At 35.1% G+C, this 25,939-nt stretch carries 29 protein-coding genes; 13 read left to right on the top strand and 16 right to left on the bottom strand.

Annotation, left to right across the window (positions count from 1 at the left end; all coding sequences use genetic code 11):
• Positions 1-10 precede the first annotated feature (10 nt).
• From IGJ28_RS17560 to ssb, 6 genes are all read left to right on the top strand, one after another.
• Positions 11-886: a hypothetical protein gene (locus IGJ28_RS17560; protein ID WP_438845576.1), complete on the top strand. Its 876-nt coding sequence runs from the start codon at positions 11-13 to the stop codon at positions 884-886.
• Between the two features lie 256 nt (positions 887-1,142).
• Complete coding sequence (locus IGJ28_RS17555; RefSeq protein WP_138372251.1) at positions 1,143-1,433, top strand: hypothetical protein; 291 nt, start codon at positions 1,143-1,145, stop codon at positions 1,431-1,433.
• Positions 1,420-1,890: a hypothetical protein gene (locus IGJ28_RS17550; protein ID WP_438845575.1), complete on the top strand. Its 471-nt coding sequence runs from the start codon at positions 1,420-1,422 to the stop codon at positions 1,888-1,890. Before IGJ28_RS17555 ends, IGJ28_RS17550 begins: the two co-directional genes overlap by 14 nt.
• Positions 1,887-3,134, top strand: coding sequence for a MobP2 family relaxase (gene mobP2, locus IGJ28_RS17545; protein WP_438845574.1), 1,248 nt, complete (start codon positions 1,887-1,889; stop codon positions 3,132-3,134). The genes IGJ28_RS17550 and mobP2 overlap by 4 nt, the downstream gene beginning before the upstream one ends.
• A gap of 29 nt (positions 3,135-3,163) precedes the next feature.
• Positions 3,164-5,302, top strand: coding sequence for a DUF3991 domain-containing protein (locus IGJ28_RS17540; RefSeq protein ID WP_438845573.1), 2,139 nt, complete (start codon positions 3,164-3,166; stop codon positions 5,300-5,302).
• A 27-nt stretch (positions 5,303-5,329) separates the two neighbouring features.
• The gene (gene ssb, locus IGJ28_RS17535) at positions 5,330-5,797 is read left to right on the top strand and encodes a single-stranded DNA-binding protein (protein ID WP_438845572.1); all 468 of its coding nucleotides are present in this window, start codon (positions 5,330-5,332) and stop codon (positions 5,795-5,797) included.
• 411 nt (positions 5,798-6,208) lie between these two features.
• On the opposite strand, the gene IGJ28_RS17530 is transcribed toward ssb, so the two are convergent.
• The 11 genes from IGJ28_RS17530 to IGJ28_RS17480 form a co-directional block, all read right to left on the bottom strand.
• On the bottom strand, positions 6,209-6,655 hold the full coding sequence (locus tag IGJ28_RS17530) for a hypothetical protein (RefSeq protein WP_438845571.1): 447 nt from the start codon (positions 6,653-6,655) through the stop codon (positions 6,209-6,211).
• Between the two features lie 59 nt (positions 6,656-6,714).
• Positions 6,715-7,371, bottom strand: a complete 657-nt coding sequence (locus IGJ28_RS17525; protein ID WP_438845570.1) for an N-6 DNA methylase — start codon at positions 7,369-7,371, stop codon at positions 6,715-6,717.
• 570 nt (positions 7,372-7,941) lie between these two features.
• Positions 7,942-8,349 (bottom strand): hypothetical protein, encoded by a 408-nt coding sequence (locus IGJ28_RS17520; RefSeq protein WP_438845569.1) that lies wholly within the window; start codon positions 8,347-8,349, stop codon positions 7,942-7,944.
• Between the two features lie 4 nt (positions 8,350-8,353).
• The gene (locus IGJ28_RS17515) at positions 8,354-8,659 is read right to left on the bottom strand and encodes a hypothetical protein (protein ID WP_438845568.1); all 306 of its coding nucleotides are present in this window, start codon (positions 8,657-8,659) and stop codon (positions 8,354-8,356) included.
• Between the two features lie 35 nt (positions 8,660-8,694).
• Complete coding sequence (locus IGJ28_RS17510) at positions 8,695-9,126, bottom strand: hypothetical protein (protein WP_217925392.1); 432 nt, start codon at positions 9,124-9,126, stop codon at positions 8,695-8,697.
• Positions 9,127-9,695: 569 nt separating this feature from the next.
• A complete protein-coding gene (locus tag IGJ28_RS17505) occupies positions 9,696-10,061 on the bottom strand; it encodes a type II toxin-antitoxin system PemK/MazF family toxin (protein ID WP_138372245.1) in 366 nt (121 codons plus the stop codon).
• Positions 10,051-10,281, bottom strand: a complete 231-nt coding sequence (mazE, locus tag IGJ28_RS17500) for a type II toxin-antitoxin system PemI/MazE family antitoxin (protein WP_438845567.1) — start codon at positions 10,279-10,281, stop codon at positions 10,051-10,053. The genes IGJ28_RS17505 and mazE overlap by 11 nt, the downstream gene beginning before the upstream one ends.
• 107 nt (positions 10,282-10,388) lie before the next feature.
• Entirely contained in the window at positions 10,389-10,919 is a 531-nt protein-coding gene (locus tag IGJ28_RS17495; RefSeq protein WP_438845566.1) for a hypothetical protein, read from the bottom strand.
• A gap of 577 nt (positions 10,920-11,496) precedes the next feature.
• Entirely contained in the window at positions 11,497-11,937 is a 441-nt protein-coding gene (locus IGJ28_RS17490; RefSeq protein WP_103301268.1) for a hypothetical protein, read from the bottom strand.
• Between the two features lie 16 nt (positions 11,938-11,953).
• A complete protein-coding gene (locus tag IGJ28_RS17485; RefSeq protein WP_103301217.1) occupies positions 11,954-12,448 on the bottom strand; it encodes a hypothetical protein in 495 nt (164 codons plus the stop codon).
• An 18-nt stretch (positions 12,449-12,466) separates the two neighbouring features.
• A complete protein-coding gene (locus tag IGJ28_RS17480) occupies positions 12,467-12,838 on the bottom strand; it encodes a hypothetical protein (protein WP_438845565.1) in 372 nt (123 codons plus the stop codon).
• A 920-nt stretch (positions 12,839-13,758) separates the two neighbouring features.
• Between IGJ28_RS17480 and IGJ28_RS17475 the strand changes: the two genes are divergently transcribed.
• From IGJ28_RS17475 to IGJ28_RS17460, 4 genes are all read left to right on the top strand, one after another.
• A complete protein-coding gene (locus tag IGJ28_RS17475) occupies positions 13,759-14,397 on the top strand; it encodes a hypothetical protein (RefSeq protein ID WP_438845564.1) in 639 nt (212 codons plus the stop codon).
• Positions 14,398-14,835: 438 nt separating this feature from the next.
• Entirely contained in the window at positions 14,836-15,147 is a 312-nt protein-coding gene (locus IGJ28_RS17470) for a PadR family transcriptional regulator (protein WP_103301213.1), read from the top strand.
• A gap of 11 nt (positions 15,148-15,158) precedes the next feature.
• Complete coding sequence (locus tag IGJ28_RS17465) at positions 15,159-15,788, top strand: DUF2812 domain-containing protein (protein ID WP_103301212.1); 630 nt, start codon at positions 15,159-15,161, stop codon at positions 15,786-15,788.
• 470 nt (positions 15,789-16,258) lie between these two features.
• Positions 16,259-16,621, top strand: coding sequence for a DUF805 domain-containing protein (locus IGJ28_RS17460; RefSeq protein ID WP_103301211.1), 363 nt, complete (start codon positions 16,259-16,261; stop codon positions 16,619-16,621).
• 125 nt (positions 16,622-16,746) lie between these two features.
• On the opposite strand, the gene IGJ28_RS17455 is transcribed toward IGJ28_RS17460, so the two are convergent.
• Positions 16,747-17,061, bottom strand: coding sequence for a hypothetical protein (locus tag IGJ28_RS17455; RefSeq protein ID WP_103301210.1), 315 nt, complete (start codon positions 17,059-17,061; stop codon positions 16,747-16,749).
• 516 nt (positions 17,062-17,577) lie between these two features.
• Here IGJ28_RS17455 and IGJ28_RS17450 point away from each other — a divergent pair.
• The 3 genes from IGJ28_RS17450 (at position 17,578) to IGJ28_RS17440 (ending at position 21,744) form a co-directional block, all read left to right on the top strand.
• The gene (locus IGJ28_RS17450) at positions 17,578-17,700 is read left to right on the top strand and encodes a hypothetical protein (protein WP_255200742.1); all 123 of its coding nucleotides are present in this window, start codon (positions 17,578-17,580) and stop codon (positions 17,698-17,700) included.
• Between the two features lie 644 nt (positions 17,701-18,344).
• A complete protein-coding gene (locus IGJ28_RS17445; protein ID WP_438845563.1) occupies positions 18,345-18,896 on the top strand; it encodes a phospholipase A2 family protein in 552 nt (183 codons plus the stop codon).
• Between the two features lie 1,456 nt (positions 18,897-20,352).
• The gene (locus tag IGJ28_RS17440) at positions 20,353-21,744 is read left to right on the top strand and encodes a Rib/alpha-like domain-containing protein (RefSeq protein WP_438845562.1); all 1,392 of its coding nucleotides are present in this window, start codon (positions 20,353-20,355) and stop codon (positions 21,742-21,744) included.
• Positions 21,745-22,460: 716 nt separating this feature from the next.
• On the opposite strand, the gene IGJ28_RS17435 is transcribed toward IGJ28_RS17440, so the two are convergent.
• The 4 genes from IGJ28_RS17435 to IGJ28_RS17420 are packed head-to-tail and all read right to left on the bottom strand — an operon-like array spanning position 22,461 to position 25,742.
• Complete coding sequence (locus IGJ28_RS17435; RefSeq protein ID WP_438845561.1) at positions 22,461-23,204, bottom strand: ABC transporter permease; 744 nt, start codon at positions 23,202-23,204, stop codon at positions 22,461-22,463.
• Positions 23,204-24,229 carry an ABC transporter substrate-binding protein gene (locus IGJ28_RS17430; RefSeq protein WP_438845560.1) on the bottom strand — a complete coding sequence of 342 codons (1,026 nt, stop codon included), beginning with the start codon at positions 24,227-24,229 and terminating at the stop codon, positions 23,204-23,206. Before IGJ28_RS17430 ends, IGJ28_RS17435 begins: the two co-directional genes overlap by 1 nt.
• Positions 24,226-24,999 (bottom strand): ABC transporter permease, encoded by a 774-nt coding sequence (locus IGJ28_RS17425; protein ID WP_228073920.1) that lies wholly within the window; start codon positions 24,997-24,999, stop codon positions 24,226-24,228. Before IGJ28_RS17425 ends, IGJ28_RS17430 begins: the two co-directional genes overlap by 4 nt.
• Positions 24,996-25,742, bottom strand: coding sequence for an ABC transporter ATP-binding protein (locus IGJ28_RS17420; protein WP_170081588.1), 747 nt, complete (start codon positions 25,740-25,742; stop codon positions 24,996-24,998). The genes IGJ28_RS17425 and IGJ28_RS17420 overlap by 4 nt, the downstream gene beginning before the upstream one ends.
• Positions 25,743-25,939: the final 197 nt, after the last annotated feature.

Here is a 25,939-nt window from a genome sequence, read left to right as displayed (position 1 = left end):
AGGAGGAGCTATGGAAAATAAAAAAAGTCGTTTGGATCTTCTGCGTGATCGAGTAGAGGATCTATCTATCGCTTCAAGAAGATACCAGTCATTGTTGTATTTCGCTTGGTTTTCTTTTGTTGTACTTGCTTACAGTCTGATGATTGGACTCAATATTTTTATCTCAGACGATATCAACATTGTTTCTACAAAATTGCAATCGGAACTGACTTTTGGGAACACGACCTACGTTTTAGTTGATCGAGAAGTGAGCCAGCAACAACGAAGTGCAACCTTCTTGCTAGGGAAAAAAGAATTAGATTCTGTTTATGAAGACCGTACCTGGAAAGTTGCTGTTGAGTATCAAGATGGTTCCGGTGATGGAAATATTGAAACTAAAATTTATCAAGGTGAGAACGGCTTCACGTATATTCAAGTGGAAGGGTTAGCTTCTGAATGGGCGGCGCTACGTGTCGAACTTACGACAAAATCAGATGTGCAGCAAGAAGAACAACAGGACTATATTGTGGTTGGAAGTAGTGATGTTCAGACGAAGAATGTTGCTTTTAAAGGGGAAACTGACGTACAGATTCTGTCGATTGATTATGCGATTGATCAAAGAAAAGATGCGATCACAACTAATGAAAAAGTAATCAAGAATAATGAAGAACAGATCGAAAAGAATAAGGAAAAAGTGCAGCTGCTTGAGGCAGACATGGTGTATCAAACAGAAGCGCAAAAGACAGAAACCCAAAGTTCGATCAACCAATTAGACGAACAAAATCGACAATTAGAAGCCACAAACTATTCGACAGAAAAACAAAATGAAGAACTACAGGAACAAATCAAAATGCTAGATGAAAAAATGAAAGACCAAAAAAATGGATTAAAAAAGGTGGTGGAATGATTAACGGAAAAGTAACGGTACGTAACGGAAATCCAACGGTAGACCAACGTTAACGTAACGGTATGATAACGGAAATCCAACGGTATTTGCGCCCTTTGTGTACCCATTGAAATCCCCCGCACTGCGGGGACCAGACAAAGTCTGGGTACAGATTTCCCTTATGCTCTTTTCTAAAACCCCTCTCTTCGACGCTTCGCGTCTGTCGAGAGGCGATTTAGAAAACGCCACTTCTCAAATTCGAAAGGAGGTTGAACGGATGGGGAAACAGATTTCTGATTTTGATGAGATCAAAATCCGTGGTGTTGATATAGACAAAAAAGCTCGTTTGATGCAGCTAGCTGATGTGCAACATAAATCGTTGAATCAATTCTTACTTGAATACGTTAATCGTCTTGCCGAGCGCCATGAGATAGTGGAAGCAGAGACTAAATACTCTGAGCTTGTGGAAATGATGGCAAGGGTTATTGAAAAAAATACGCAAACGATGAATGAAATGAATCAAATCATTCAAGTAATTACGGGAGGAGAACTTGATGAACGACAATAAAAAATTGGCTAGGTTAGAAACTTATATTTCCCAGGAGGCTAAAGATAAATTGCATCAAATGCGGGATCCGGGAACGCGAAGCTATGGCGCAGTGATTGAAAAGATTTTATACCAACTAGAAACAGCAGATGCAAATAAACTCCTTGGTGAGATCCTTTCGGAAGAGATAGCCGACCGAGTCATAAAAGAGTTGAAGGAGCCTATCGATATTCTCCGACGACGTACGGGCTACTCAGATCGACAAACAAAAGTAATCACAGAAATGTTGAATCACATGATCAATACGTTGCAGATCGATCGGATCGAAGAACAAGTGGTATTAACGAATAAAGCAAAGACAAATACGTTGAGTGCTGCAGAAAAACGGATCAAAGAGCAGCTAGATCATTTTGCTCAACAGGCGGCAACAAAAAGAGAACAGCGGCAAGCACCAACTTCTGGAGCTGAAAGTAAATGACCTATAAAGCTGGAATAGTGACCAAGTCAAAATTCATTTCTCCTTCAGATAAACGATACAATAAAGCCATTGATTATATTTCAAGAGACGCAGCACAACGAAATCACGTTGTAGAAAGTTATCACGCGTTTGCTGACGATGGAGCGTTAAACATAAAAAACGATGAAGGACGTTTGACACCTTTGTTCACGAGAAACAAATCTTATCTTAACTCCAAAGAAAAGAATCAGCTGAAGCGTGGCTTTGAAGTAGCCAAACAAAATGAATCTCCGATGTGGCAGACAATATTCTCTTTTGACAATGAATATCTGAAAGAAGTGGGACTTTATTCTGAAGGAGAAAATGGATTTTTGAATGAGGATGCCTTGCGAAATGCTGCTCGAGTCGCGATGAACAAAATGATCGATGATATGAAGCTTGGCGATACCGTAGAGTGGGCAGGAGCAATTCATTTCAATACAGATAATATCCATATTCATACGATGATGGTAGTGAAAGAGCCAGAGGATGTGCTTGAAAAAATGGTTTATAAAAACCAATCCGTATACAGAGGAAAGATACCACCCGTCACACAGCGCGGGATGAAGTCGACGTTTGCCAATGCTATTGAAAATCGAGAACCTGCCTTGATTCGTATCAGTCAGTTGTTACGAAAGGAATTGAAAGCTGGAATCTACGATAAGGAATGGGCAAAGGATGCAGCAATGTTGTATCAGCTGAATCAACTGAGGAATGATTTACCTGAAGACACCAGGACGTGGCGATATAAGCGATCTGAAATGGCAGAACTCCGACCGAAAATTGATCATTTGACGCAAAAAATTTTATCGGAGTACCACGGAGAATCACTAAAGGAATTTGAAAGATTGCTGAAGGAACAATCCGATTTTTACGTCCGAGTCTATGGAGAAAATGCAAAGGAAGGAAATTTAGGTAAGACGTATCAAGACAATAAGCGAAAGGAGCTGAGAGAAACTGTTGGTAATGCGTTGCTCAATGCGATGAGAGAAGATGAGTTGAGAGAAAACTCAGCGCGACTTAAAGTAATGGAAAGAAAAAGAGTCAGGATGCAGCAGAGGAAAAGAAATAGTGTGCAGTGGAAGATTGAGAAGAAAGCTTTATCAAATATCAAGAGTTTTGTTGGAGAAAGCTATCAAGATTTTTTGAACCGGGTCAGTTATGAGCGGGGCCAACGAGAAAAGGAATGGAAACAGAAAATCGAGCAGGAAAGAGACTTTTATTAGTCTCTTTTTTATTTTTTGGAGGGAATTGAATGGAAAAAGAAAGAAAAAGAATCCGGACGTTTACGAAAGCAGAAATTAAAAAAGCAGCGCAAACCGATATTATTGATTTTATCAATAGCCATGGAAAAGGAACCTTGAGAGGAGGTGGCCGATATCCTAAATATTATATTAATGGACATGGGTCACTAGTGATCGATCGAAAGCATAATTACTTCTATCATAACGGCCAGCATAAGGGTGATAACGTTATTCGCTTATTGACTGATTATGAAGGATACTCTTTTCCGCAAGCTGTAGCCTTGTTACTTGGTGAGGAACTTGAACAGCATACGCCATACATTGAAACGGAAGAAGATCTTGAATTTACGTATTCGTATATCAAAGATGAGACAACGACTCAAGCGGCTAATTACTTAATTCAAGTACGAGGAATCGATCAAGAGATTGTTTCATATCTGGTAGAGAATGACTACCTGATCCAGGATAAAAGATATAAGAATGCCGTGTTGAATTGGAAAAAATTTGGCCTTCCTGAAGAAGAGATTATCGGTGCGACAAGCATAGTCACTAAAAAATCTATCTCGGATTCTCCAAGCAAATATATCGCAAAAAATTCTGAGAAGCACTACGGATTTAATATTACTTTAGGGCAGCCAAAGGCTGTCTATTTTTTTGAAGCCAGCATTGATTTGTTGAGTTATTGGTCGCTGAACAAAGATTTAAATGATTGCCGGCTTATTTGTTTGGAAGGGCTAAAGGATAAAACAATTATCAAAACGATTCAAGAAACGTATCAGAAATTTGGTATGCTTCCAAGCGAAGGAATCTATTATGGTGTTGATAATGATCCTGCGGGGCACCACTTCTTTGACTCATGTGATAAGAACTACAACTTTCGAAAAGAGGCTGGAAAAGAAGAACTTATTACTAATCAATCATTGATCCCCTACAATAACCAAATTCAAAAAGAAATCTACGATCAGGCACTACAAGCAGCAACTACACATGGAGTCGACAAGAATCTGTTGTTGACGATCCAAAAAATAGAGAACAATCTAACGATGACAAATAAAATTTCAAACGGTTGGAAGGCGTATGGATTTTTTGCAGACTCACCTAATGAGCATGCCAAAGCACAAGAAATTCAGTTAGATGAGTCGTTAGAAAAGGTTTGTCAAGCAATCAAAGAAAAACAAGTCACAATAGACACAATTGCCGACTTGTACCGGCAAAATGATCTCACTCTTCTGGAGGAAAAATTGCTTAAGGATCGTGCCAGTGAACTTTACATGATGTACGATCAAGAAAATATTGACGTTGTTTATGGCGTAAGCAAGGACTGGAATGATTACCTGAAGGAGCAACGCTCCGAAGGATTAATAACAGAAAAGCAGCCGTTAAACTCGAACTTTCTATCAACGGATCGTATACGTTCGTCGATTCCCGAATCATTTACCTACTATCTTCAGGATTCTAAAACAAATGATGTTGTAAGAACAACTTTGATAAATAAGTATCAAGCAGATCCTATGATCGTTGATGCTTTGATCAAGAAAAGACTGATTCGAGAAGATGATAATCAGCGAATCGTTTATTTGTGGAAAGATGGCGAAAATGTATCTGGGGGGCAAGTAACCGGAACGATTGAAGATAAATCGTATGGACGCAGTAAAATTGAACAAAAGATTCTTGATGCTTCTCGTCCAGGATATGGATTTAATGTGACACTTGGTACACCTGACGAAATTTATTTTTTTCAGAGTCCCGAAGATCTACTAAGTTACTGGACGTTGCACAAAAACACAATTGATCATTCGATTTTGTTTGCTTTATCCGATGATTCTCCAAGATCCATGATCAATCTATTGAATGAAAAACTGGAGCAGGGCGTTTCTTTCAAGCAGGTAAACATTTGTATCAACAAGGATAAAGCAGGACTGGCTTTGATCGATGAAATCACGAAATTAGAAGCCTTTGATCGAAAAGAACGGACATTGACGACGGATAAAGGAAAACAGATCCCCATTAAATCTGTTCGGCCAATCTTAGGGATTAATTGGCAAGACGAAGTTCAATTAAAGAAAGAACGGGTGAAGGAGCTTAGTCGCTTTCAAGGCGGTCCAACGGTACAGCAGCAGGTAGAGCAACAACTGAGTATCAGTCGATAAATATAAGCAATAAAGGAGAGAGAATTCATGATTAATACTGTAGCGTTAGTGGGTCGATTAACCAAAGATCCCGAACTACGATATACTGCAAATGGTACAGCAATTGCAAAATTTACTTTAGCAGTCAATCGTAATTATACTAGTCAAAGTGGTCAACGTGAGGCCGACTTTATAAATTGTGTGATCTGGAGAAAACCAGCTGAAACAGTCGCTCAATACGCAAAAAAAGGAACTTTATTAGGTGTAACCGGTCGTATTCAGACAAGGACTTATGATAACACACAAGGTCAAAAGGTTTATGTGACTGAAGTTGTATCGGACAATTTCCAACTGTTAGAGTCTCGTCGTCAAACAGAACAAAGAGAGTCGGGTGACTCAGATACTCCTTCAAGAGATTTTAGACAAATGCCTACAAATGATTTGCCGGGATCCTCAGATAGAAACGAGGATCTAGACACAAATTACCCACCTTTTGATGATGATTTGCCCTTCTAGCTTATCTTAAACGAGTATGGTATACTAAACACGAAAAGAGGAGTTGCGCTAACAACTCCTCTTAGGGATAGCACCGTTTAAGTCGGTGGCTTAGTTGAATCAGTTACAAAGAATAACCGTCAAACTCGCCAAAGTTTATGTTACGGTTATTTTTTGTCGTTTTTGTTATTGCTGATTGCAAGTACTAAAGTCGCGAAAGCTAACGCAAACATTAGTGCTTCATATACAGACAAGCTTATTCCTTTCCAGGGATAAGGCCGAAAAACAACATAGGCGTCACCCCATTTCTTTAGGGATTAGCCACCGCATAAACTTTACTACCAGCTAGTATTGTATCACAGAAAGAAGACCAAATCCCTTGAAATTAAGGAATTGGTCTTCTCTTTTTTTAGATAAGGAATAAGCTTTTGATCAGCCATTCATGGTAAATTTTCCTTTTTCGTTTAAATACTTTTCAAACTCTATGATTTCGTTTCGCTTTTTCTTTAGGATAGAGTCTTGCATAGATTTTGGAAAAACGCCTTCCCGTTCATAAATTAAGTTTTCAAGTACATAAATTTTTTTAATCAATACCTGATATTTCTCGTCTTCATTTGCGCGAAAAGCTTTGTCTTTTGCCTTGCGAGCAATTTTTAAAAGGTAGTAAAGAGTTAACGTTTTTTCCTGAAGAAAATCAATCGTGGTTTTTCCCAGGACTTCATTTTCGTCTTCTAGCATTGGAATTTCTTCGGGAATTTGTGTCTGGCGATGATGGTTTTGACAGACGTCTGAAAGAGAAAAACCAATCTGACAAAAATCACAAGATAGATGTTCGGTAAGGGTCGTCCCGCAGTATTTGCATGTGTAGTTTGTATCCATAGTTTTTCTCCCTCGTTATCGATGTCTGTTTTCAGTGCAATCGTTTTTTTTAGTATAACTTAGTGTTTGTTAGGATTAAAGCTATTTTTGAGAAGAAAAGGTGTGTACCAGGTTGAAAAAACTTCATTTGTAAGTGAATTTTTCACCTGACAGATGGCGCTAATCCCCAATAGGGATAGCTGTACATAAGTCATTAACAAACAGTTCTCGTCAAGATCTTCGCAATGAACGATAAGTTGTGTTTGGGCATTATAACCTTTTTTTTGCATGACTGAAATTAGACCAATGATCATGTTTCCGGATCCACAACAGGGTTCATAGTAATTCATTCGACCACTCTCTAACACTTCGGTTTGTCCGGATACAAAGGTTAGCTCAGCCATGAGTTTTGCGACATGATTTGGTGTGAAGCATTGACCCAAAGAACTATTAGCCAAATTCAGTTCCATGTAAATTTCACCTAACCAGTCAATAGAATTTTCCTCAAATGCGATTGTAAGCAGCGCAAAACACTCACAAAAAGTCGTTACCTGGTCCTTTGAGTATTTCTTGATGATAGTCAGATATAGTGCCTCACGTTCTTCAAAATGAAGCTGATCCAGTGTGTTAGAACAAGTGTAGGCCATAAGATGGATCCAATCGATGAATACCGTATTTATAGAATACTTTCCTGTGATCGATTGCAGCTTTTTCATGATTTCTCTCTTTGTGTTCATAAAATGACCTCCTTCAGAAAGGTTTTTGCCTTTCATAGATTTGATTTATTTTTCTTTGACGTAGAAGATGATTCATACCTGGAGTGAGCAACAAGGGCTTATAGATGGACCAGCTTCAGCTGGATCCAGCTGTTGTGCATTTACCCTTGTTTGTTGAATGGAAGGTATGATAAAAGGCGGTGGAACCGCCGTTCTTCTCAAAGAAAAATGAAATCAATGAAAGGCGGAGACCTGGAAGGTCGGTGCGCGACGTAGGAGCGCTAAAGTGAAGGCGTCAGCCTGAGAGGCCGTTGGAAACGGCCGGAAAGTGTGCGCAGCACACGCCAGGGGGACCCGGCGATCGTCGATCGCTGGGGGGAAAAGCAGGCGTAGCCTGCGTTCCATTTAATAAAGGTCAGCTGTGGCAACAGCTGGCTGAATTTGTCCATATAGCGCAGCGTCAAAGGAAGAGAGCGCAGTCGAAGACGATACGAAGCGAACGACTGTATATGGACAAATTCACAACAAATTGCGCCAGCAATTTGTATCCAAAAAGCGGGCAAGAATAGGGAAACCTATTCTTGTTTGCTTTTATGCTGTTCGTACCAGTTCACCAAAAAGTGGGCGGAAACCAATGAGCCCAAATTCTGAGTATTCCGGAATATCCAAATTAAAAACATAAGACATTTGAAAGCCTTGTTTGAGTTCTTTCCAATCCCCGGACCATTCTTCCTCTCGGTTAGAAATATAGAGTAGAGAAAGCATTCTGCCCATGCTTGTGTAGCTTAAAATAGCGTAGTAAACGAGGTAGTCGTGCTTTTCTTCAAACTCTGTCACTAATTGCTTAAAGGCGCTGTCTAACCAGTAGTTTCCACCTCGTAAAGAATAGGAAACTAAGTCGCCTTGTTTAAATTGTTGAATCGTATCGTCAATAATTCCGAGTTCTTTCATGCGCTTGATAGCTTCTTTTTTGTAGTGTTGTTTTTGTTCTGTATTCATAACCTCATGCTCCTTCGTATTGTGTTAAAAATGCAAGAAAGAACCCTAAAGCAACTGGTATAGGTGGGGCTTCTTTACAAGCATTTGTAAAATCTGCACTATCCAAAATATCAAATTCATACTCGCCGGTTTGAGTGTTAACATTCACTTTTTTACCGAAGTTGCATTCGACTTCAGCCTGACCGTACATTTTGTTTACCCAAACTTGGAGAGCAAATTCTTCATTTTCGACCTCAAGAATGTCATGACCGGTTTCGTATTTTTCAAGATTGGGAGAATCTGTTAAGGAATAAAGTAGTTCATTATCCATGATTTCTAGGATGAAACAGTCATTCAAGTTCATTTTTAGTCGTCCTCTCTTTCGGTGAATGAATAGAAAGCGCCGTTTACTTTTATTGATTCGAAGTAGTCCAACCATTGTTTATCAAGAGATTTTGCTTTTTTATCGTCGTTGAATTTGTGCCACGTTAACTCTAAGGCTTGATATTCGGCAGGTTTTATTGTATTAGGCTTGATTCCTTGATCGATACAAAGTAGAGCTTGAAACAGCCATTTTGGGTTAGCCTTTTGGAGTTGTTCTATTGTTCGATAATAGGTATCAATTAAATTTAATTCGACACTGCTTTCAATGATTTCTTCCTGTGCCATATCCAACAGCTTTTTATAGTGTTTTTTTGGCACTCGAGTTTCGTTATACGCAAATGTCATATCCTCCATTTTTTGTGCCATTTTGTCTTTAGGCAATCGAGAAAATTCGTCATAATAGATTTGTGGCATAGCTTTACCTCCTACAGAAAGGGTTTGCCTTTCTTTTTTTCTTTTTTTTCTTTTGATAGAAAAGATGGATCATACCTGGAGTGAGCAACAAGGGCTTACAGATGGACCAGCTTCAGCTGGATCCAGCTGTTGTGCATTTATCCTTGTTGGTTGAATGGAAGGTGTGATAGAAGGCGGTGGAGCCGCCGTTCTTTTCAAAAGAAAAAAATAAATGGAAGGCAGAGATCCTGTTCTGTTGGTTAGGCGCGACGGAGGAGCGCTAAAGTGAAGGCGTTAGCCTGAGAGGCCGTTGGAAACGGCCGGAAAGTGTGCACAGCACACGCCAGGGGGACCCGGCGATCGTCGATCGGTGGGGGAAAAGCAGGCGTAGCCTGCGTTCCATTTAATAAAGGTCAGCTGTGGCAACAGCTGGCTGAATTTGTCCATATAGCGTAGCGTCAAAGGAAGAGAGCGCAGTCGAAGACGGTACGAAGCGAACGACTGTATATGGACAAATTCACAACAAATTGCGCTAGCAATTTGTATCCAAAAAGCGGGCAAAAAAATAACCTTTCCAATCAATGGAAAGGTTAAATAGGAAAGGAAAAGTTTTTTAGAAATCTCTGTGCAATGTCAAAAAATACTTCTTCGTCAAGGGTATCCACATACTTGACGTTTCGGTTGGCTGCCTGGGTGTAATCAAGTGAGAATACTTGAAGTGTGTTTACCTTGCTAGGCTTCGAATCGTTTGATTTGAGCTTGTCACTGTGAATAGGGACAAGAAATGGACGTTCTTTGTCACTTGTAGTGATTGGGCAAACAATGATTAGATTCGTTGCAGAATTATAGGTATCTTTACTCAAAACTAAGGCAGGACGTCGTTTCCTAACTTCATAGCCTTTTGAGGGCTCAAAATCAAGAATGACAATGTCTCGCTGTCGTGGTTTATAGTTCATTCAGTTCGCCTCCCTGGGGCGTATACTCGATTACTAATTCAGGAAGAGAAAACTCGCCTTCTTTGGCAGATTCAAAAAAATCTTCAATTTTGGGAATGAGAGCGACCGTTCCATTTTCCTTTTTGACGATTAGAAATTCTTCGCCTTCTTTGAGTCCTAGCTTAGCAGGAATCGTGATGACAAGGGAATTTCCTTGTTTTCTGGTTTTTGTAGAAGCCATAAAGCATTCCTCCTTATACAGAAAGTATACCATGTAATTACATGGTAATACAATCTGAAAGGTTATCGTGTTTCACTTGAAATAGGCGTTGAGGGCATGTATCCCTTCTAAAAGTAGGCTTCAATATCATTTAGTGGACTTCTAGAGTGTCGAATATCGTTGATATTCTCTTTGATTAATCGTTTGGCAATAATCGCTCTTAGTGCTGTAAAAAGTACGATTAACGGGGTTTCGTCAAGGTTCTTACTATTTGGCTTTCCGATAGTATAGAATTTCAACAAGGAATTTAAGCACGTTTCATGGGAATCGATTGTAAAGGGAGAGTCAAAAGATTCTTTGTCTTGTAGATATTTTGTAAGCAGATAGTCTAACCAATGCGTGCTAGAATTGTAGTTGTCATGAGCCATTCTTTCTTCAATAATTTCTTCAAATGAAGAGTGGAAGGGAACTTGGTAAAGCCAGTTTGGAGAAATAATCAAGCCCCGTTTTGTTAGTAAATCAATTAGTTGAGCGCCAGATATGACAAGAGACATTTTATACAGTGGTAAATCTAAATAATAATTGATGGATAAGCTTCTTAAGTAAGTGTCTGCCTGCATGGAAAGTTCTAAGTATCCTTGAATTTTATTGTCTCGCATGAGAACGCCTTCTTCAGAAAGGTTTTTGCCTTTCAATGATTTGATTTATTTTTCTTTGATGCAGAAGATGGATCATATCTGTAATGAGCGACAAGGGCTTACAGATGGACCAGCTTCAGCTGGATCCAGGCGTTGTGCATTTACCCTTGTCGGTTGAATGGAAGGTATGATATAAGGCGGTGGAACCGCCGTTCTTCTCAAAGAAAAATTGAATCGATGAAAGGTGGAGACCTGGAAGGTCGGTGCGCGACGTAGGAGCGCTAAAGCGAAGGCGATAGCCTGAGAGGCCGTTGGAAACGGCCGGAAAGTGTGCGCAGCACACGCCAGGGGGACCCGACGATCGTCGATCGGTGGGGGAAAAGCGGGCATAGCCCGCGTTCCTCTTTAATAAAGGTCAGCTGTGGCAACAGCTGGCTGAATTTATCCATATAGCGTAGCGTCGAAGGAAGAGAGCGCAGTCGAAGACGTTACGTAGCGAACGACTGTGTATGGACAAATTCACAACAAATTGCGCTAGCAATTTGTATCCAAAAAGTGAGTAAGAAGTGAGTCTCTGAGTGACTCACTTCTTACTCGCTTAATCAATGTTTAGAAGGGCTTCAAATTCTATTTCTCGCTCTTCTTCTATGAACTCTCCCTCTTCGTCATAGAAGTAAAAGTAATCATAAGCTTCGCACTGATCGACAATGATCTCACCATTTTTTATGAGATAGTGTTCTGAGAAGCACAAACCAATTTCTCTTGATTTGATAGTAATTTGAAGGTTCAAATCTTGTGATACTGTAACAAGGTTTATATTCGTGTCGAAGTGCTCGTCGATGAGACATGTTTGAACGCTCCACGCACAATAGCCTTCGATCCATAGCGTTGTTTTGTCTGAAAAATATATCCAGGCTTCATAGGTTCTATAAAAGTTTTCTCCAATCTCGATAACTGATCCATTATTCAGTTCAGTATCAGAAACATGCAGTAGAGACAAAAATGTTTTGATGGATTGTTGGTCTCCTTCGATTTTCATATGGAAGTCGCAATCATTAGCCAAAGAAATCACCAAACCTTTGATAATGGTCTGTAACTTTGTTGTTATTGACTTCTATGACACCAAAATCGGTGAATTCTTCGCCACGATAAGCTACTTGTCCATTAACATAGTAACCGTTTGGCGCAAGAATTTTGTCAATCAAATATTGTATCCACTCAACGTAACTATAAAACTTTTCGTTCATATCCCATTCAATGGTTTGATTGTCGTCAGCTAAGAGCCATTGACACCAAAGACTCGGTTGAGTTGCGGGTGGTCGGTTGTAGTCAATTACTGACTCCAGGAATATTTCTTGCCCGTAGTGACCGTCGTCGATGCAGAAAAACTCACCGTCTATGCCACAATCACCGTACCCTGCTTCAATTAGCAGGGTGTTGTTTCTTTTCATTCTTCTAGTGGTTGCTAAGCCTTTCATTAGGTCTGCGACTTCTTTAGTGACGGGACGATCAATTTGAAAAGTTCCGATAAAGTCTGTGTGGTATCCCATAACTGTATCCTCCTTTATTTACCACCACTCGTGGTAGATTACATGGTTTCCTTTATTGATTTCTTTTCGGGCTTCTTGAATGATGGATAAAGTATTTTCTAAATCCTCAAAATAAAAAGTGTCGTATTCGGTACTCCCAAAAAAGAAACCAGACGATGTTGGCAATAAATTTTGGCATACAGTAATGTCTCTATTTTTTAAACATTTTTTTATCTTTAATTCTAAGACGTCCAACATTTCTAAAGAGACAGTTAACTCTGCAATATTTTCATGTGACTGTTCAGGAACGAATTTAGCAAAGTATTCTCGCACTTGATTTGCTTTTCGCCAGTAACCGATTGCTTCAAACTCATTTCCTTTCTTCTTCAGTAACCACATATCTAATCCCATAACTATTCCTCCTGTAAAATAGTTGATTTCAAAGGATGGCTTCCTTTAGAAAGAGGATGTCTCTATCTGAATGATGTCTTTTCCTTTGATGAGTTGGAGAAATCGCAGGTGGGAGCGCAAACAAGGACGAAGAGCTGCACGAACTTCAGTACGATGCAGCTCTCGTGCCATTTATCCTTGTTTAAGCGAAATACCTGCGATAGCAGGCAACAGAGTTGCCGTTTCAACCAAAGGAAAAGTTTTCAGGAAGAGGCGACTCATTCGAAAGGAAAGAGGCCGTTGGAGACGGCCGAGAAGTGTGCGTAGCACACGCAGGGGGACCCAGCGATCGTCGATCGGTGGGGGAAAAGCGGGCGTGGCCCGCGTTCCATTTGATAAAGTGTCAGCTGTGGTACAGCTGACTGAATTTGTCCATATAGCGTAGCGTTAAAGGAAGAGAGCGTAGTCGAAGATGATACGAAGCGAACGACTGTATATTGACAAATTCATAACAAATTGCTTCAGCAATTTGTATCCAAGAGTGGATTGATTGAAAAGTAAATTTTTATTTTTTTAATTTGAAGAAATGGTTGTGAGAAGTAAGCAAGATAAAGTATGAGTTATAATATTAAAACTAGAGTGACACAGCTTAATTTATTAAATAAAATAAACATTTATTTATATTTAAAGTGTGGTAAAATATTGTTATAAGTAAAAAATGTATAAACTATAATATTGTATCGAATGGGGGGAGTAGAAATGAAAAACGCTTTGCATATATTGAATATTTGTCTTTTAGCTATCATTTTGTATTTATATTATTTGAAGATAAATGTTGGTGAAAATATTTGGATACCAGGTATTTTGTTAATTATTGGGGTCATTTTCAACTGGATTTTATTTTATAGACTCATAAATAAAAAAAGGAAAGAGGAGAAATAATGAAAAAAATTGTCGCTTTTATATTGTCTGTTTTAGTTATGGGAATTATTGCTCCAATAACTTTGGTAAATGCAGAGACAGCGAGTACTTTAAATGAATATGCGATTGACAATATCAAAATATTAGAAGATGACAAAGGGAACTTACTATTAAGTGATAATGTGACAGGAGAAAAAGTTACTTTAATTATTAATAATGATGATAGCGCTTCGCTGAAGATGAATGACGGAGAGACTAAGGAAGTATCTAGAGATGAGGCAGGCAATATTTATGTAGACAATAAATTAGAAATTCCCTCACCAGTTGAAAGTGTCGATTCTACAGTTCCTAGTATTCAAAAAAGAGCAGCAAGCAAATGGATCTACTTTCAGACAACATATTATGATACGACCACACAAGGTAATTTACAATCTATCGCGTTAGGGCTGTTTTCTTTAATGCCATACGTTGGAACAGTTGCAACAATAGCTGGTATCATACAGACTGCTCGCAATTTAAATGCCCCAACACTTTACGTTAAAGTAAACCAATATCATACAAAAGGATATCAATTCTATAAATATGATAGTTTCTTTTATTCAAATAAAGCTCGAACTAAATTAGTTAAACGAGTAACGAAAGAAAAAAGAATGTGGTAATATATTGTTAAGAAGAAATATGCTTTATTTAATTAAATAGAATTCGGAAAAAATTGATCGTAAACAACGGCTTATTTTGTCGATTAATAGATTGTAAAATTGAATTACTAATATATAATTATCTCTATTATGGGAAAGAGGAATGCTGTTAGGTATTCCTCTTTTTAGTATCTAATTACCCAATAAAATTAGGGAGAATCGGAAGCAATTTTATTGTGGTCAGAAACTTAAAAGTTTTTGATCCTTTTTTGTTTGCTCGTTTCATGGCTCCTTCAGCAGCTCAGCTAGTTAGGATCTGTTAAATATAAAAAATAGACTACAACAGAAAATATCCTGAAGACCTTTTTCTAACTCTTGACATTCTTTTTATATACAGTTAAGATTTATATAGTAAAACTTTATATAGTTCGACTATAGTAAGATAAGGAGTGTCTTTATATGACTCGAAATCCATATTTACCTTTAACCGAAACAACATTTTATATTCTTTTAGTTTTAACTACACCCGCTCATGGATATGCTATTATTCAAGAAATTGATAAGTTAAGTGAGGGCTCAGTTAAGGTAGCGGCTGGAACTATGTACGGAGCGATTGAAAATTTACTTAAGCTTAATTGGATAGAAGAAATTCCAAGTAGAGAAAAAAGAAGAAGAGTTTACAAAATTACTGATATAGGAGAAGAAGTTTTAAAACTAGAAATAGAACGTCTAAGAAGCCTGATTAAACTATCTTCTGAATTTGGATATTAGGAGGGGACAACATGAAAAAATATAGAATTTTCTTATCCTTGAAAAAAGAAGAAGAATGGATCAATTCTATACAGGAAGAGGGATATAGGTTAGTTTCTGTTAATTCTCTGGTGCCCATGTATACTTTTGAAAAAATGGCTAGTAAAGAAATGTTCATTCCGTATGTACGCATTGATTTTAGAGAAAAAAGTATGAGGAAAACAAATTATGAAGATTACGTAACACTGTTTTCTGATAGTGGTTGGAAATTAATAAAGGGCAGTCGTTCCGGTGGCGCTCAGTACTTTCAGCAAGAACATCCAGATGTAACAAGAGAGATATTTTCTGATACTGATTCTCAAGAAAGTGTAAAGAAAAGATATGTGAAATATGGTTACACATATGGATCTATATTTTTATTGTATTTTTATATTTTTTCTAGCAGTAATTCATGGAGTTTAAATAATATTTTAAACATTAAATCATGGTATTTCACTCAAGGTTTATGGGAAATGAAGGGTATGTGGTTTTGGAAAGCATTTATTTTTGAAACTCCATTTGTTTTACTCCGTGTATTACCTTTATTTTTCTTTCTATTTCTAGGTGTCTATTATCTCTTACGTTCGCTTATAAATGATGACTCGAAATTTAAAGCAAAATAAAAATAAAGGAAGTAGCCTTTTGAACAAGGGCACTTCCTTTATTTATTGTGGGACACCAGAGTATACCTTGTTGGTCTATTTGCCGATTTAATTATATAAACGTTTCTTGACGGCCAGATATGTTGAGCAAATTAGATTTCAAAAAAATAGAATGTGCATAATGAAATTGTTAAAAAAAGTGTTCAGAAAATGATCATTTTCTGAACACCCTTTTTATAATCATAATTGAAGTGTATTATTGTCTCTTTATATCCATAAATTCACAAATAAATCATTGTTTATTAAAAAACAGGTTTATGAAGTAGTAGAACAGTTCTTGGATATTATTCTTCTATATATTAATTACTCCAATGTGGATTATGAAATCCAATTAAAAAGTAATAACAAATGAATAGAAAATAACAAACACCAAAAATTAGTATATCTATGTTACAATAATTATACAATTAAATCTGATATGGAGTGAGGATATGATATCTATTTTTAATTATATAATATCAAATATTACAAAATGGAAAGGAACAACTTCTAGAGCGAAATATTGGCAAATATTTTTAGTGGCATTTGTTATTGGCTTTACTCTAGAAGTAATATCAAGGCTAACGACTGGTATATCATTGATCCAACAAAGTTTCTATTTTAAATATACAAGTTTACTACACTTGATTTTATTTTCATTATTTACTTTACTTAACCTTATGTTGTGGGTATTTCAAATCAGAAGATTAAATGACTTAAAATTATCTAGATGGATTGTTCTAATTAATTTAATCCCTATAGTCGGTCCGACAATAATGACTCTTCTGATGTTAAAAAAAGGGAAGTCTAATTAGAACCATAATTTCATAGATAAATAGACTGAACGGATAGTTATTTATATATAATATTTTATTTAAAACACCAGTGAGAACGTTCACCGCTCCCACTAGTGTTTTTTATAACACATGTATTATGAAAATTACTTACAAGATAAGGAATTGTAAGCTCCTTGTATAGCAGCTTGAATTGAAAGGCCTTGAAATGCTACTCCACTTAAAAAGGCTCTAGCTACACATTGATTGTGTGTTCGTTGTAAAGAGTAATATTTTGTTCGGGCTTGCTTTCTAATTTTTGCGTTTGGTATTTGATTAAAAGCAAATTCTGCCCATGTACCTAGTCCATCATCTTGAGCATATACAACAGCAGTTCCTAATGGCAGACTTGTTGATACTGAAGATAAAGCAACAGCCGATAATGAAAAACACAACAAAGCAACGCTGAAAATTTTTTTCATATGAAACACTCCTTATAAAGGCTTATTTTAATAATTTAATTATACAATATTTAAATAAATTGTTCAAAATGAACTTTTTAGAGATTATAAGGAGGTTCTTTATTGAATAATTGACAAATTTTCATTTGACTCATCCGTTTGAGCAACAGTTTATAATAAAAGTATCAAATTATATATAAATTAAATTGAAATGAGGATTAGCATGAAAAAGAAAATCGCAAAAGGTTTGTTGTTGAGTAGTTTTCCAATAGTTGTAATAGGATATTTTTACAAACTATTTTAATTCCCATTCAAGATTTTAATACATTAACTAAAGAAGAGATAAAAAAATACAACTTGATGTTGCTATCAATTACCCTTTGGGTACCTTTATGCTTTACGTAGGTGGAATCTTATTGTTGTTCGCCAGTACTTATTTGGTTATTACTAAATGTAGAAATAAAAAAGGAATATGAAGCTTGTCGTTAACAAAAGAGAAATCACAATAACGGAAGACATAAGAAAGTAGGCAAAACCATGAAAGATATCTTAGTAATCTCATTTGTGCTTATTTTGATAGGTTTAGCAGCGTGGGGAACAGTCGTGGAAGGTAATTGGATGAAGGAACAAATAAAAAAGAAAAACGATCAGAAACACTAAAGAGTATTTTTTTCGATTGACAAGGTGTCATTTTTCTATTTAAATGTCATAATTTTTCACAGATAAATGGCACGTATTTTACAGAATAGTTAAATTCGTAGGAAAAGCTACATAACGATAGCATTTTTCCTTTTTTTTCATGTCAAAAACTGATATAAGAATGGAAAATATTCCATCATAAGTAAATTCATTAAAATTGCCCATGGTATTATGTAAACAAACAATTATCTTAAATAGTATAAAGTATGCTTTTACTAGATGATAGATAAGTTTCAGCTAATATTTTTACAATGTTAGCAACAGAATGATACGAGGTGAATGTCATGAATTCTTTTGAGAAAAAAGTCCTATTTTTTACACAATTAACGAATATATTTTTAATACTTATATTGATTGTTCTTACGCAATTCCAATTATCCAATATTGTATATTGGATAATATTGTTTGCTATTTGTTCTAACGGTTATTTACTGACAGAACAGATAAAGAAAAAACTAAACCAATAAAGAGTTAGATTTCAGAATGTAGACATCATCCATAAAATGGACTTTGTCTATAGTCTGAGACTATTTTTAAATGGGATCAATTATTCTTGTTGATAGTAAAATATAACAATAAATATAATATAGAAAGTTGGCGATAGTATGGAAGTACGAGTACCAAGGGGTTCAAAGAGTTTTTGTTTAGTAATAGGGTTAATAGTGATGTTAAGTATATTTTTGGGAAGTGCTATAAAAGGCTATGCTGATGAAAATCTTGTAGAAACAGAAGTCAATATTGAGAGCTTACAAAAATATTTATATAACGAAAATGAAAATACTTATTTTGATGTTAGCAAAGCTGAACAATATGGAGAATCAGGATTTATTTTGGAAATAGGAAACACCTATAATTTATTAGCAAAACTTGATGATAATACTACACAAGGAAAACAAAGAGTTGTACGGGCTATCAGTATTCCGATATACGGGAATTATTGTGGTCCAGGTACAGATTTTAACAATGCAGGAAATCCAAAAGATCAACTAGATAAGTATTGCATGTATCATGATGTGTGTTATGGGGCAAGAGGATGGGGAAATAAGCAATGTGATAAAGAGTTTGTTGCAAATCTTAAAACAGGTTTACGTAATGGGACAATAAAAGGAACTTGGGCAAAAACAGTAGCTAACGCTGCTATTTTGTATTTCTCTTAATGAATAGGTTGTGAAGCATATGAAACTATTGAAGTATACAGCTATAGGGACTATTATTGTCAATATTATTCTCAATACTTTATTTTTTACTATGGCAAATATTGATGTTACAATACTATTATTTAGTTTTCCTGTAGGGATTGTAGGCATTCTAGCCAGCTGTTATTTAGAGAATAAGCATGTAAGGTTAGTTTTTGTTCTAGTTAATTTTGTATTAGCTATCAGTTTTTTGTACCCGTTTATATTATGGAAATTAGCAAGTAAGCCATGAGAGAGTAGATGAAAAGTTTTTGTTACCCGCCACACTCCAACCGCCACCGCCGTTTAGGCGGGCAACAAAAATGAAATATGTTATAATAGACATAGAGAAAGGACGTGTTGTAAACACGTCCAGTGTAGAACCGTTAAAAAGACGGTGGCAGATTAATAGTTTTACTTAAACCATCTTGCTGGTCAAAGCGAAAGATGGTTTATTTTTTATGCTTGTCATCTTTGATAGCTAAGACCAACAATGCAAAAGCAATTATCAGGCTTAACACTTCAAGCGAGAAAAAAGTAGTGAAAGAAGTTGTTTTATTATCATTTTAAGCAATCAGTAAATATCCACCCGTGAAAACGGGTGGATATTTACTGATAAATTTTCTTTTTGGATATTCGTAACGATTCTTTACATTCGTTTGTCAAGATTAATAAAGAGACTTGATTGTAAAATATTGAAAAAAACGAAAGAAAATATTCTTAAAATTAATCAGGAAGAATGTTCTTCTAACACACCTACAAAAAATGGAAACACGGTAAAATATATTTATATCAAGGGATTAATCGTAAATGAGGGAATCGCAGACAATTTATTCTTCTAATTTTCTAGATATTCAAAAATTGAATTGAATGTAACGTATGCTTTAGTTTATCGAGGTAATTTATTTTTAGAAAGCTCTCAATTAATCCACGTGTTTTGTCATCTGCACAAGTAAAGCCCATTTCACGTACTATGGAAGTGTACGGAAGAAGTTTGTCAACTATTAATATTTTTAGAAGAATCCTTATAGAGACCTTTTTAGTAAATAGCTTTTAAACTTTTTCAAGGTACGAATAATGGTGATCAAATATATCTGATATGATTCACAATTTAACGTCTGAAGTAGACAAAATAATTTTGATAGGTTCAATGTTTTCAACAGTTTTTGCAGGAATCGAGTTATTTTTTATGCGCATATTCATGAGAATAATATTGTAAGAAATTTTTTATAAAAGTATTTACAAATAATACATAAATTTGTATCTTATTATCGAGATGAAAACGCTGTTCTTTAGCTAGAAACAAAGTGCAAAATTTTTATCTTTATTTTTTATTTGGAAAGGAAAATAGTTTATGAAAAATGTATTTAGAAGAGTAAGTACATGTCTTTTATGCGTTACATGTTTATCTGCTGGAATTATATTGCCTACTACACACATGAACATTGTATTTGCACAAGAGACACAACAACAAAAAGATCTTTATCAAGTGACTACCACAAAGATTACAAAAAATAAGGGAGAATCAGTTAATAAGTTCGAGATCTTAAATGCTGTTCAGACAACAGCATTTGGTCAAGTACCTGTTATTAAATCTGTTCTTAAAGAATATGAACAAAGACTTCCTTTGATGATTAAAAATGATGGAGACTATAATTTTCCTGTTCAAGTTCAGTATCCGGATGGTAGTATTACAGAAGTCACTGTTTCTGTGGTAACACCTAATAATGCGACTACTGGAAAAGAGCAGGAATCTGAACTAGTCACAGAAAAACAAAAATTGACAGTTGCTTTAAATGACTTGCTTATATTAATCCAAGAAAATCCAAATACTTTTCCTTATACAGAAGAATCAAAAACAGTGTATGCGAATGCTGTATCAAATGCTTATGAACCATATAAAGAAGGAAAAGCGATTGTAAATAGTTCTAATGCTACATTAGAGGAGATTAAAAAGGCACTGGCTGACGTTGAAACACAAAAAACTGCAATTATTTCTGCAAAGGAGGGGTTTGTTGAACGACAAGCTACAGCTGAAGAAGTAAACAGATATAATACTCTTTTATCACAACTAGAAACTGCACTTAAAACAGCTGTAAAAACAAGTGATAAAGCACCAACAAGTATTTCAACCTATGAAGAAGTAAAAGATCGGGCTCAATCATTATTAGATAAGGCAAAAAAAATGTCATTAGGAAATGTATTATTCAATAATCTATTAGAAATGTTTAAAGAAGTAGAGGCAATGAAAAAAGAATTAATTATTGCACAAAATACATTAATGAAGTCTACTTCTCAAGCGCAACAATATAATCCGAAAGGGAAAGAAGTGACAGTATCAATTGGTGATCCGATTCAGCCCTTAGATTTTATTCAGAATGCCGAAGCAATCGATCAATTACCACAAGGGACAACCGTTAAGTGGACTTATGGAAAACCAATGACAGATGTTGAATACGACAAAGCACCAATTAGTATTACTTTTACGTATCCAGATGGTTCAACTGATATTGTTTCAGCAGCATTAACCGTAATACCACAAAAAGAGCCTGAAAATTCTAATAGTACTGGAATTCATAAAGAGCCATTAAATGGAAACATTGGGGATACTTCAAAACTAATGGATAAAAAAGATGAAAGACAACTAGAACAAAAGACTGATGTTACTCCTAGAGTGACTAAAGCAGTTCAAAAAATATCTGAAGATAAACAGGAGAACAAAAAGTTACCAAAAACAGGAGAATCTGAACAATATGTTTTAATGTTAGGTGGTAGCTTTCTTCTATTGCTATCTTTTATAGGTTTAATATTTAAAAATAAGTATTTATAAGTAGATTACATTGATAACAAATATATAATATTTTTATATAGTCAAATTAATTAATGTTGATGGAAAATGGAATTTAATTTTTCATCAACATTAATTTTAGTTTAATGATTTTAATCAGTTTTGTTCGCGTAGTGTATGAAAAAACGCGAGTTTCTACTAGAGGATGAAGTAGCTTTAGCGAAAAAAACTCCTTTCGATATACTAATTACTGATAAGTAGTTACAAACTGCATATTAGATCGATAGGAGTTTTTTATGTTTAACTAAATAGGATTATAAGTATCACATAATTTTTGTTTCAAAGCATCTGTGAAAAGTGATTTATGGAAATCCAAGAGTAAGTATTGGCTAGATAGTAAGAAAATTGTACGAAATGAAAGATGTCGAAATTATAGAAGCACACGTTATGCTTGATTACATCTATATTTAGTGAGAATTCAAAAATAAGTGTTTCCAGTTTTATGAACTATTTAAAAGCTGAATCACAACTTTAATCCATGAAAAATGTGCGGATTTTAAATATAGGTATGGAAATAAAAGATTTTGGTCTAAAGGATTAGTTTAAATAAAAAATAGAATTTATTATAATTGAAATCGTTCATATAATTCACTTATTTTTTCACTATTTGGAGTATAGAGTTTCAGATAAAGATAAGCTGTCTTAAAAATTTTTATTAAGTGTATTTGATATTTTATTTTGATAATAGTATTAATCATCTATCTCCAATATAAAACTTTTTTCTCTATATAAGTAGCCATATAGTAAAGGACCAACCCTATAATTGATAAAGTAATAACTGATGAAAGTATAATGTTTATATCATACATTTCATTTCCATATGTTAAAAGGTAACCTAAGCCTGACTTGGCCCCCATCATTTCGCCTATAACCGCAGCAGTAATGGCTTGTGTCACGGAGACTTTAATTCCCGATATAATTGCAGAAAAAGCAAATGGTAATTCCAAACTAATAAATTTTTGAAACTTACTTGCTTTTAATATTTTTAATAATTCGATATAACGAATATCAATTTGTTTAAAAGCTGTGTATTGGTTGACCATAATTGGAAATGAAACAACTAAAATAACTAAAGCAATCTTAGATTGGATACCTAGTCCGAACCACAATATGAATAAAGGAGCTAAAGAAATTTTAGGTGCTATTTGGATAATTAAAATTAAGGGCATCAGCAGCCGTTCAATTAACTTTATTTTAACAATTAAGTATCCTAAAAAAACACCTAAAATAATTCCAAAAAATGTTCCAATAAAAATTTCTTGTAGAGTAACCCATGCATTTATTAGTAATTCACCAGATATATAGGTTAGAAAAAAACTAGTTAATTTTGTGGGTGATGGCAAAATGTAGTTCGGAACATTGCTAATTCTCACAGATAATTCCCAAATAATAATAATAAGAGTAAAGAGTAAAGAAGGGTATATAATATTTTTTGATTTCATTACTTTTTCTCTCCCTCATCAAGATTCACGACTAATTGCTTTGCGTCATATTTATCTGAGATTAAATTATATTCGCACAATAAGTCGATATAGTTGTTATATCGAGAAATATCAGAATACCCGAAACCATAACTGAATGTATTTTTACTTTGCCAGAGTTTTGGGACAAATTCATTCTCCATAACTTTTTTTATTTTTTTTTCAGACCCTTTCGCAGAAGGAGCGTAGTCAGCGATCGCGGTTTCAATACCAGTACTTAAGTGCCCATCTACGAGAAAAGCTAGTGATCGATTCAATGCCTTCACGAATTTTTGACATAGATCTAAATTTTTTTTCAGGAATTTATCACTTGTGATTACGACATTTCCTTGTGTAGGCATGTAGTTTTCAGAGCGAAACTCTCCAACAGTTAGGCCTTGTTCTTGTAAATCGTAAGCTCTTAACATTGAAAAACTAATGGCATCTACTTGGTCGGAAACAAGAGAATTTACGATAGCTCCTGTACCAATTATTTTGATAGAAACATCGTCTAATGATAGTCCTACCTGCTCTAATATGACTTGCAACTGAATAAAGTTAGGACTTCCATAGGAGGTAATACCAATTGTTTTCCCTTGTAAATCTTCAGGCTTACGAATAGTAGAATTCTTTTTGTAAATAATGGATCCGAGACCTTCTTGATAAGTAGTATGAATAATTTTAACTGGAACTCCATTTGATCGTCCAATGACAACGGGATCAGAGTTTGGAAAACCAAATTCTACGTTGTTAGCAGCAACATTTTTCACAATTTCCGAAGCAGAGGCATAATAGAATTCTACGTCTAAACCTTCTTCTTCAAACCAACCTTTTTCTTTAGCTAAGTACAATGGAGCATAATATGGGGTTGCAGCACCATCAATTTGAATGGAAACTTTAGCCAAACCAGTGCTTGTATGTTCAATAGATACTTCTTTATTTTTACAGCTACTTAAACTAAATAATAAACATAGCCCCCAAAAAATTATTAATAAATTTTTTTTCATTTTTGATCCCCCGATTTATTCCAGGATAAGAAATAAGCTTCAAAGTGTTCGATAATAGCATAGAAAAGTAGACCTAAAATTATTGTAAAGAAAATTCCCGCAATTAATAAGGGAGTATTAAAAGTTGAAGATGCATACGTTTGGATGTATCCTAATCCGTTTTGACCAGACATCCATTCAGCAACTGTAGCACCAATAATTGCTTGGACGATTCCTACTTTCAAAGCAGCAAAAATGGAAGGAAGAGCATATGGAATTTCTAGGCTTTTGAGCACTTGCGAACGATCAGCATTTAATATTTTCATCAAATTATACATGTCTTTTGGGATAGCATTCATACCATCGATCATTCCAATAACAATCGGGAAAAACACCATTGAAAAGACAACAAATAGCTTAGAAAATAATCCTAAGCCAAACCAAATGATAAATATGGGGACTAGAGCAATTTTAGGAGCTGCTTGGAAAAATATTAAGAAAGGCATCAGCATTAATCTAATGGTTTCGTTTTTATAAATAAAGTATCCTACAATTAGCCCAAATAATGAAGCCATTAGAAACCCAATGATTGTCTCGAATCCTGTTACAAATATATGAAACCAAATATTTCCACTGATTACCTGATTCATAATCTCTTTCAAAACATCTAGGGGAGATGGGAGTATAAACGCTGGAACATCTTCTTTACTAATATATAACTGCCAAACGATCATCAGCAATAAAATGGATATCAAAGGATCAGATATATGAGTATTTTTTTTGGGCTTCAATGTTCTAACTCCCCTCTTAAATAATTGCTATATTTAATAAATTGATCTGAACCTCGAATTTTTAAATCACGTTGCTTATCCAAGTCGATTGGAATAACTTCTTTAATTGTTCCAGGTCGAGCACTCATTATAACAACCTTAGTTGATAGAAAAACTGCCTCATCTATATCATGTGTAACAAATAGTATAGTTTTTCCAGATTCACTCCAAATTCGTGATAGTTCGAGGTTTAATGTATCACGTGTCATAGCATCTAAAGCACCAAAAGGCTCATCCATCATTAGCACTGTTGGATCATATGAGAGAGAGCGCGCAATAGAAGCTCTTTGTTTCATTCCCCCAGAAAGTTCTTTTGGTAAAGCATTACGAAACTTTTCTAAACCAACCATTTTGATTAAATCATCAACCTGAGCTAAGCTTCTAGCATTTTTTTGTTTTTTTATTTCCAAAGGGAAAATAACGTTTTGATAAACTGTTTTCCATGGAAATAAAACAGAATCTTGAAAAACGAAACCATTATTTTTGTTTTCCAAAGTAAATGTTAATTCTCCAGAATCATATGTCTCTAATCCACTAATAATACGAAGAAGTGTTGATTTCCCACAGCCACTTGGCCCTATTAAGGAAATAAATTCCCCTTCACTTACTGTTAAATTTATGTTTTTTAAAGCTGTTATCCTTTCATTAGCATTTGTGATAAATGTTTTTTCTAGGTTTTTAACGTTTATTAATAGATTTTGCATTTTTTCTCCTTATTATTAATAGAGTTAAATGATAATTTTCTGTTTTTTATTAGTTAACTCTATAAATCATTGTTATTTTTATTTGGTATTAATCATTTTCCTATAACCATTTTTAGTAGAGCGGTAAACTTTACTATTTCTTGTTGAAGTTTATATTGTATTTGAAATAGTGTTTTTCCTGATGAATTTGATTATTT

Origin of the sequence: Enterococcus sp. AZ091 (assembly GCF_051714805.1) — a bacterium.
GTDB classification, from domain to species: Bacteria; Bacillota; Bacilli; order Lactobacillales; family Enterococcaceae; genus Enterococcus_D; species Enterococcus_D gallinarum.
Note: the sequence above shows the minus strand (reverse complement) of the source record. Positions and strands in the feature narration are given on the sequence as shown.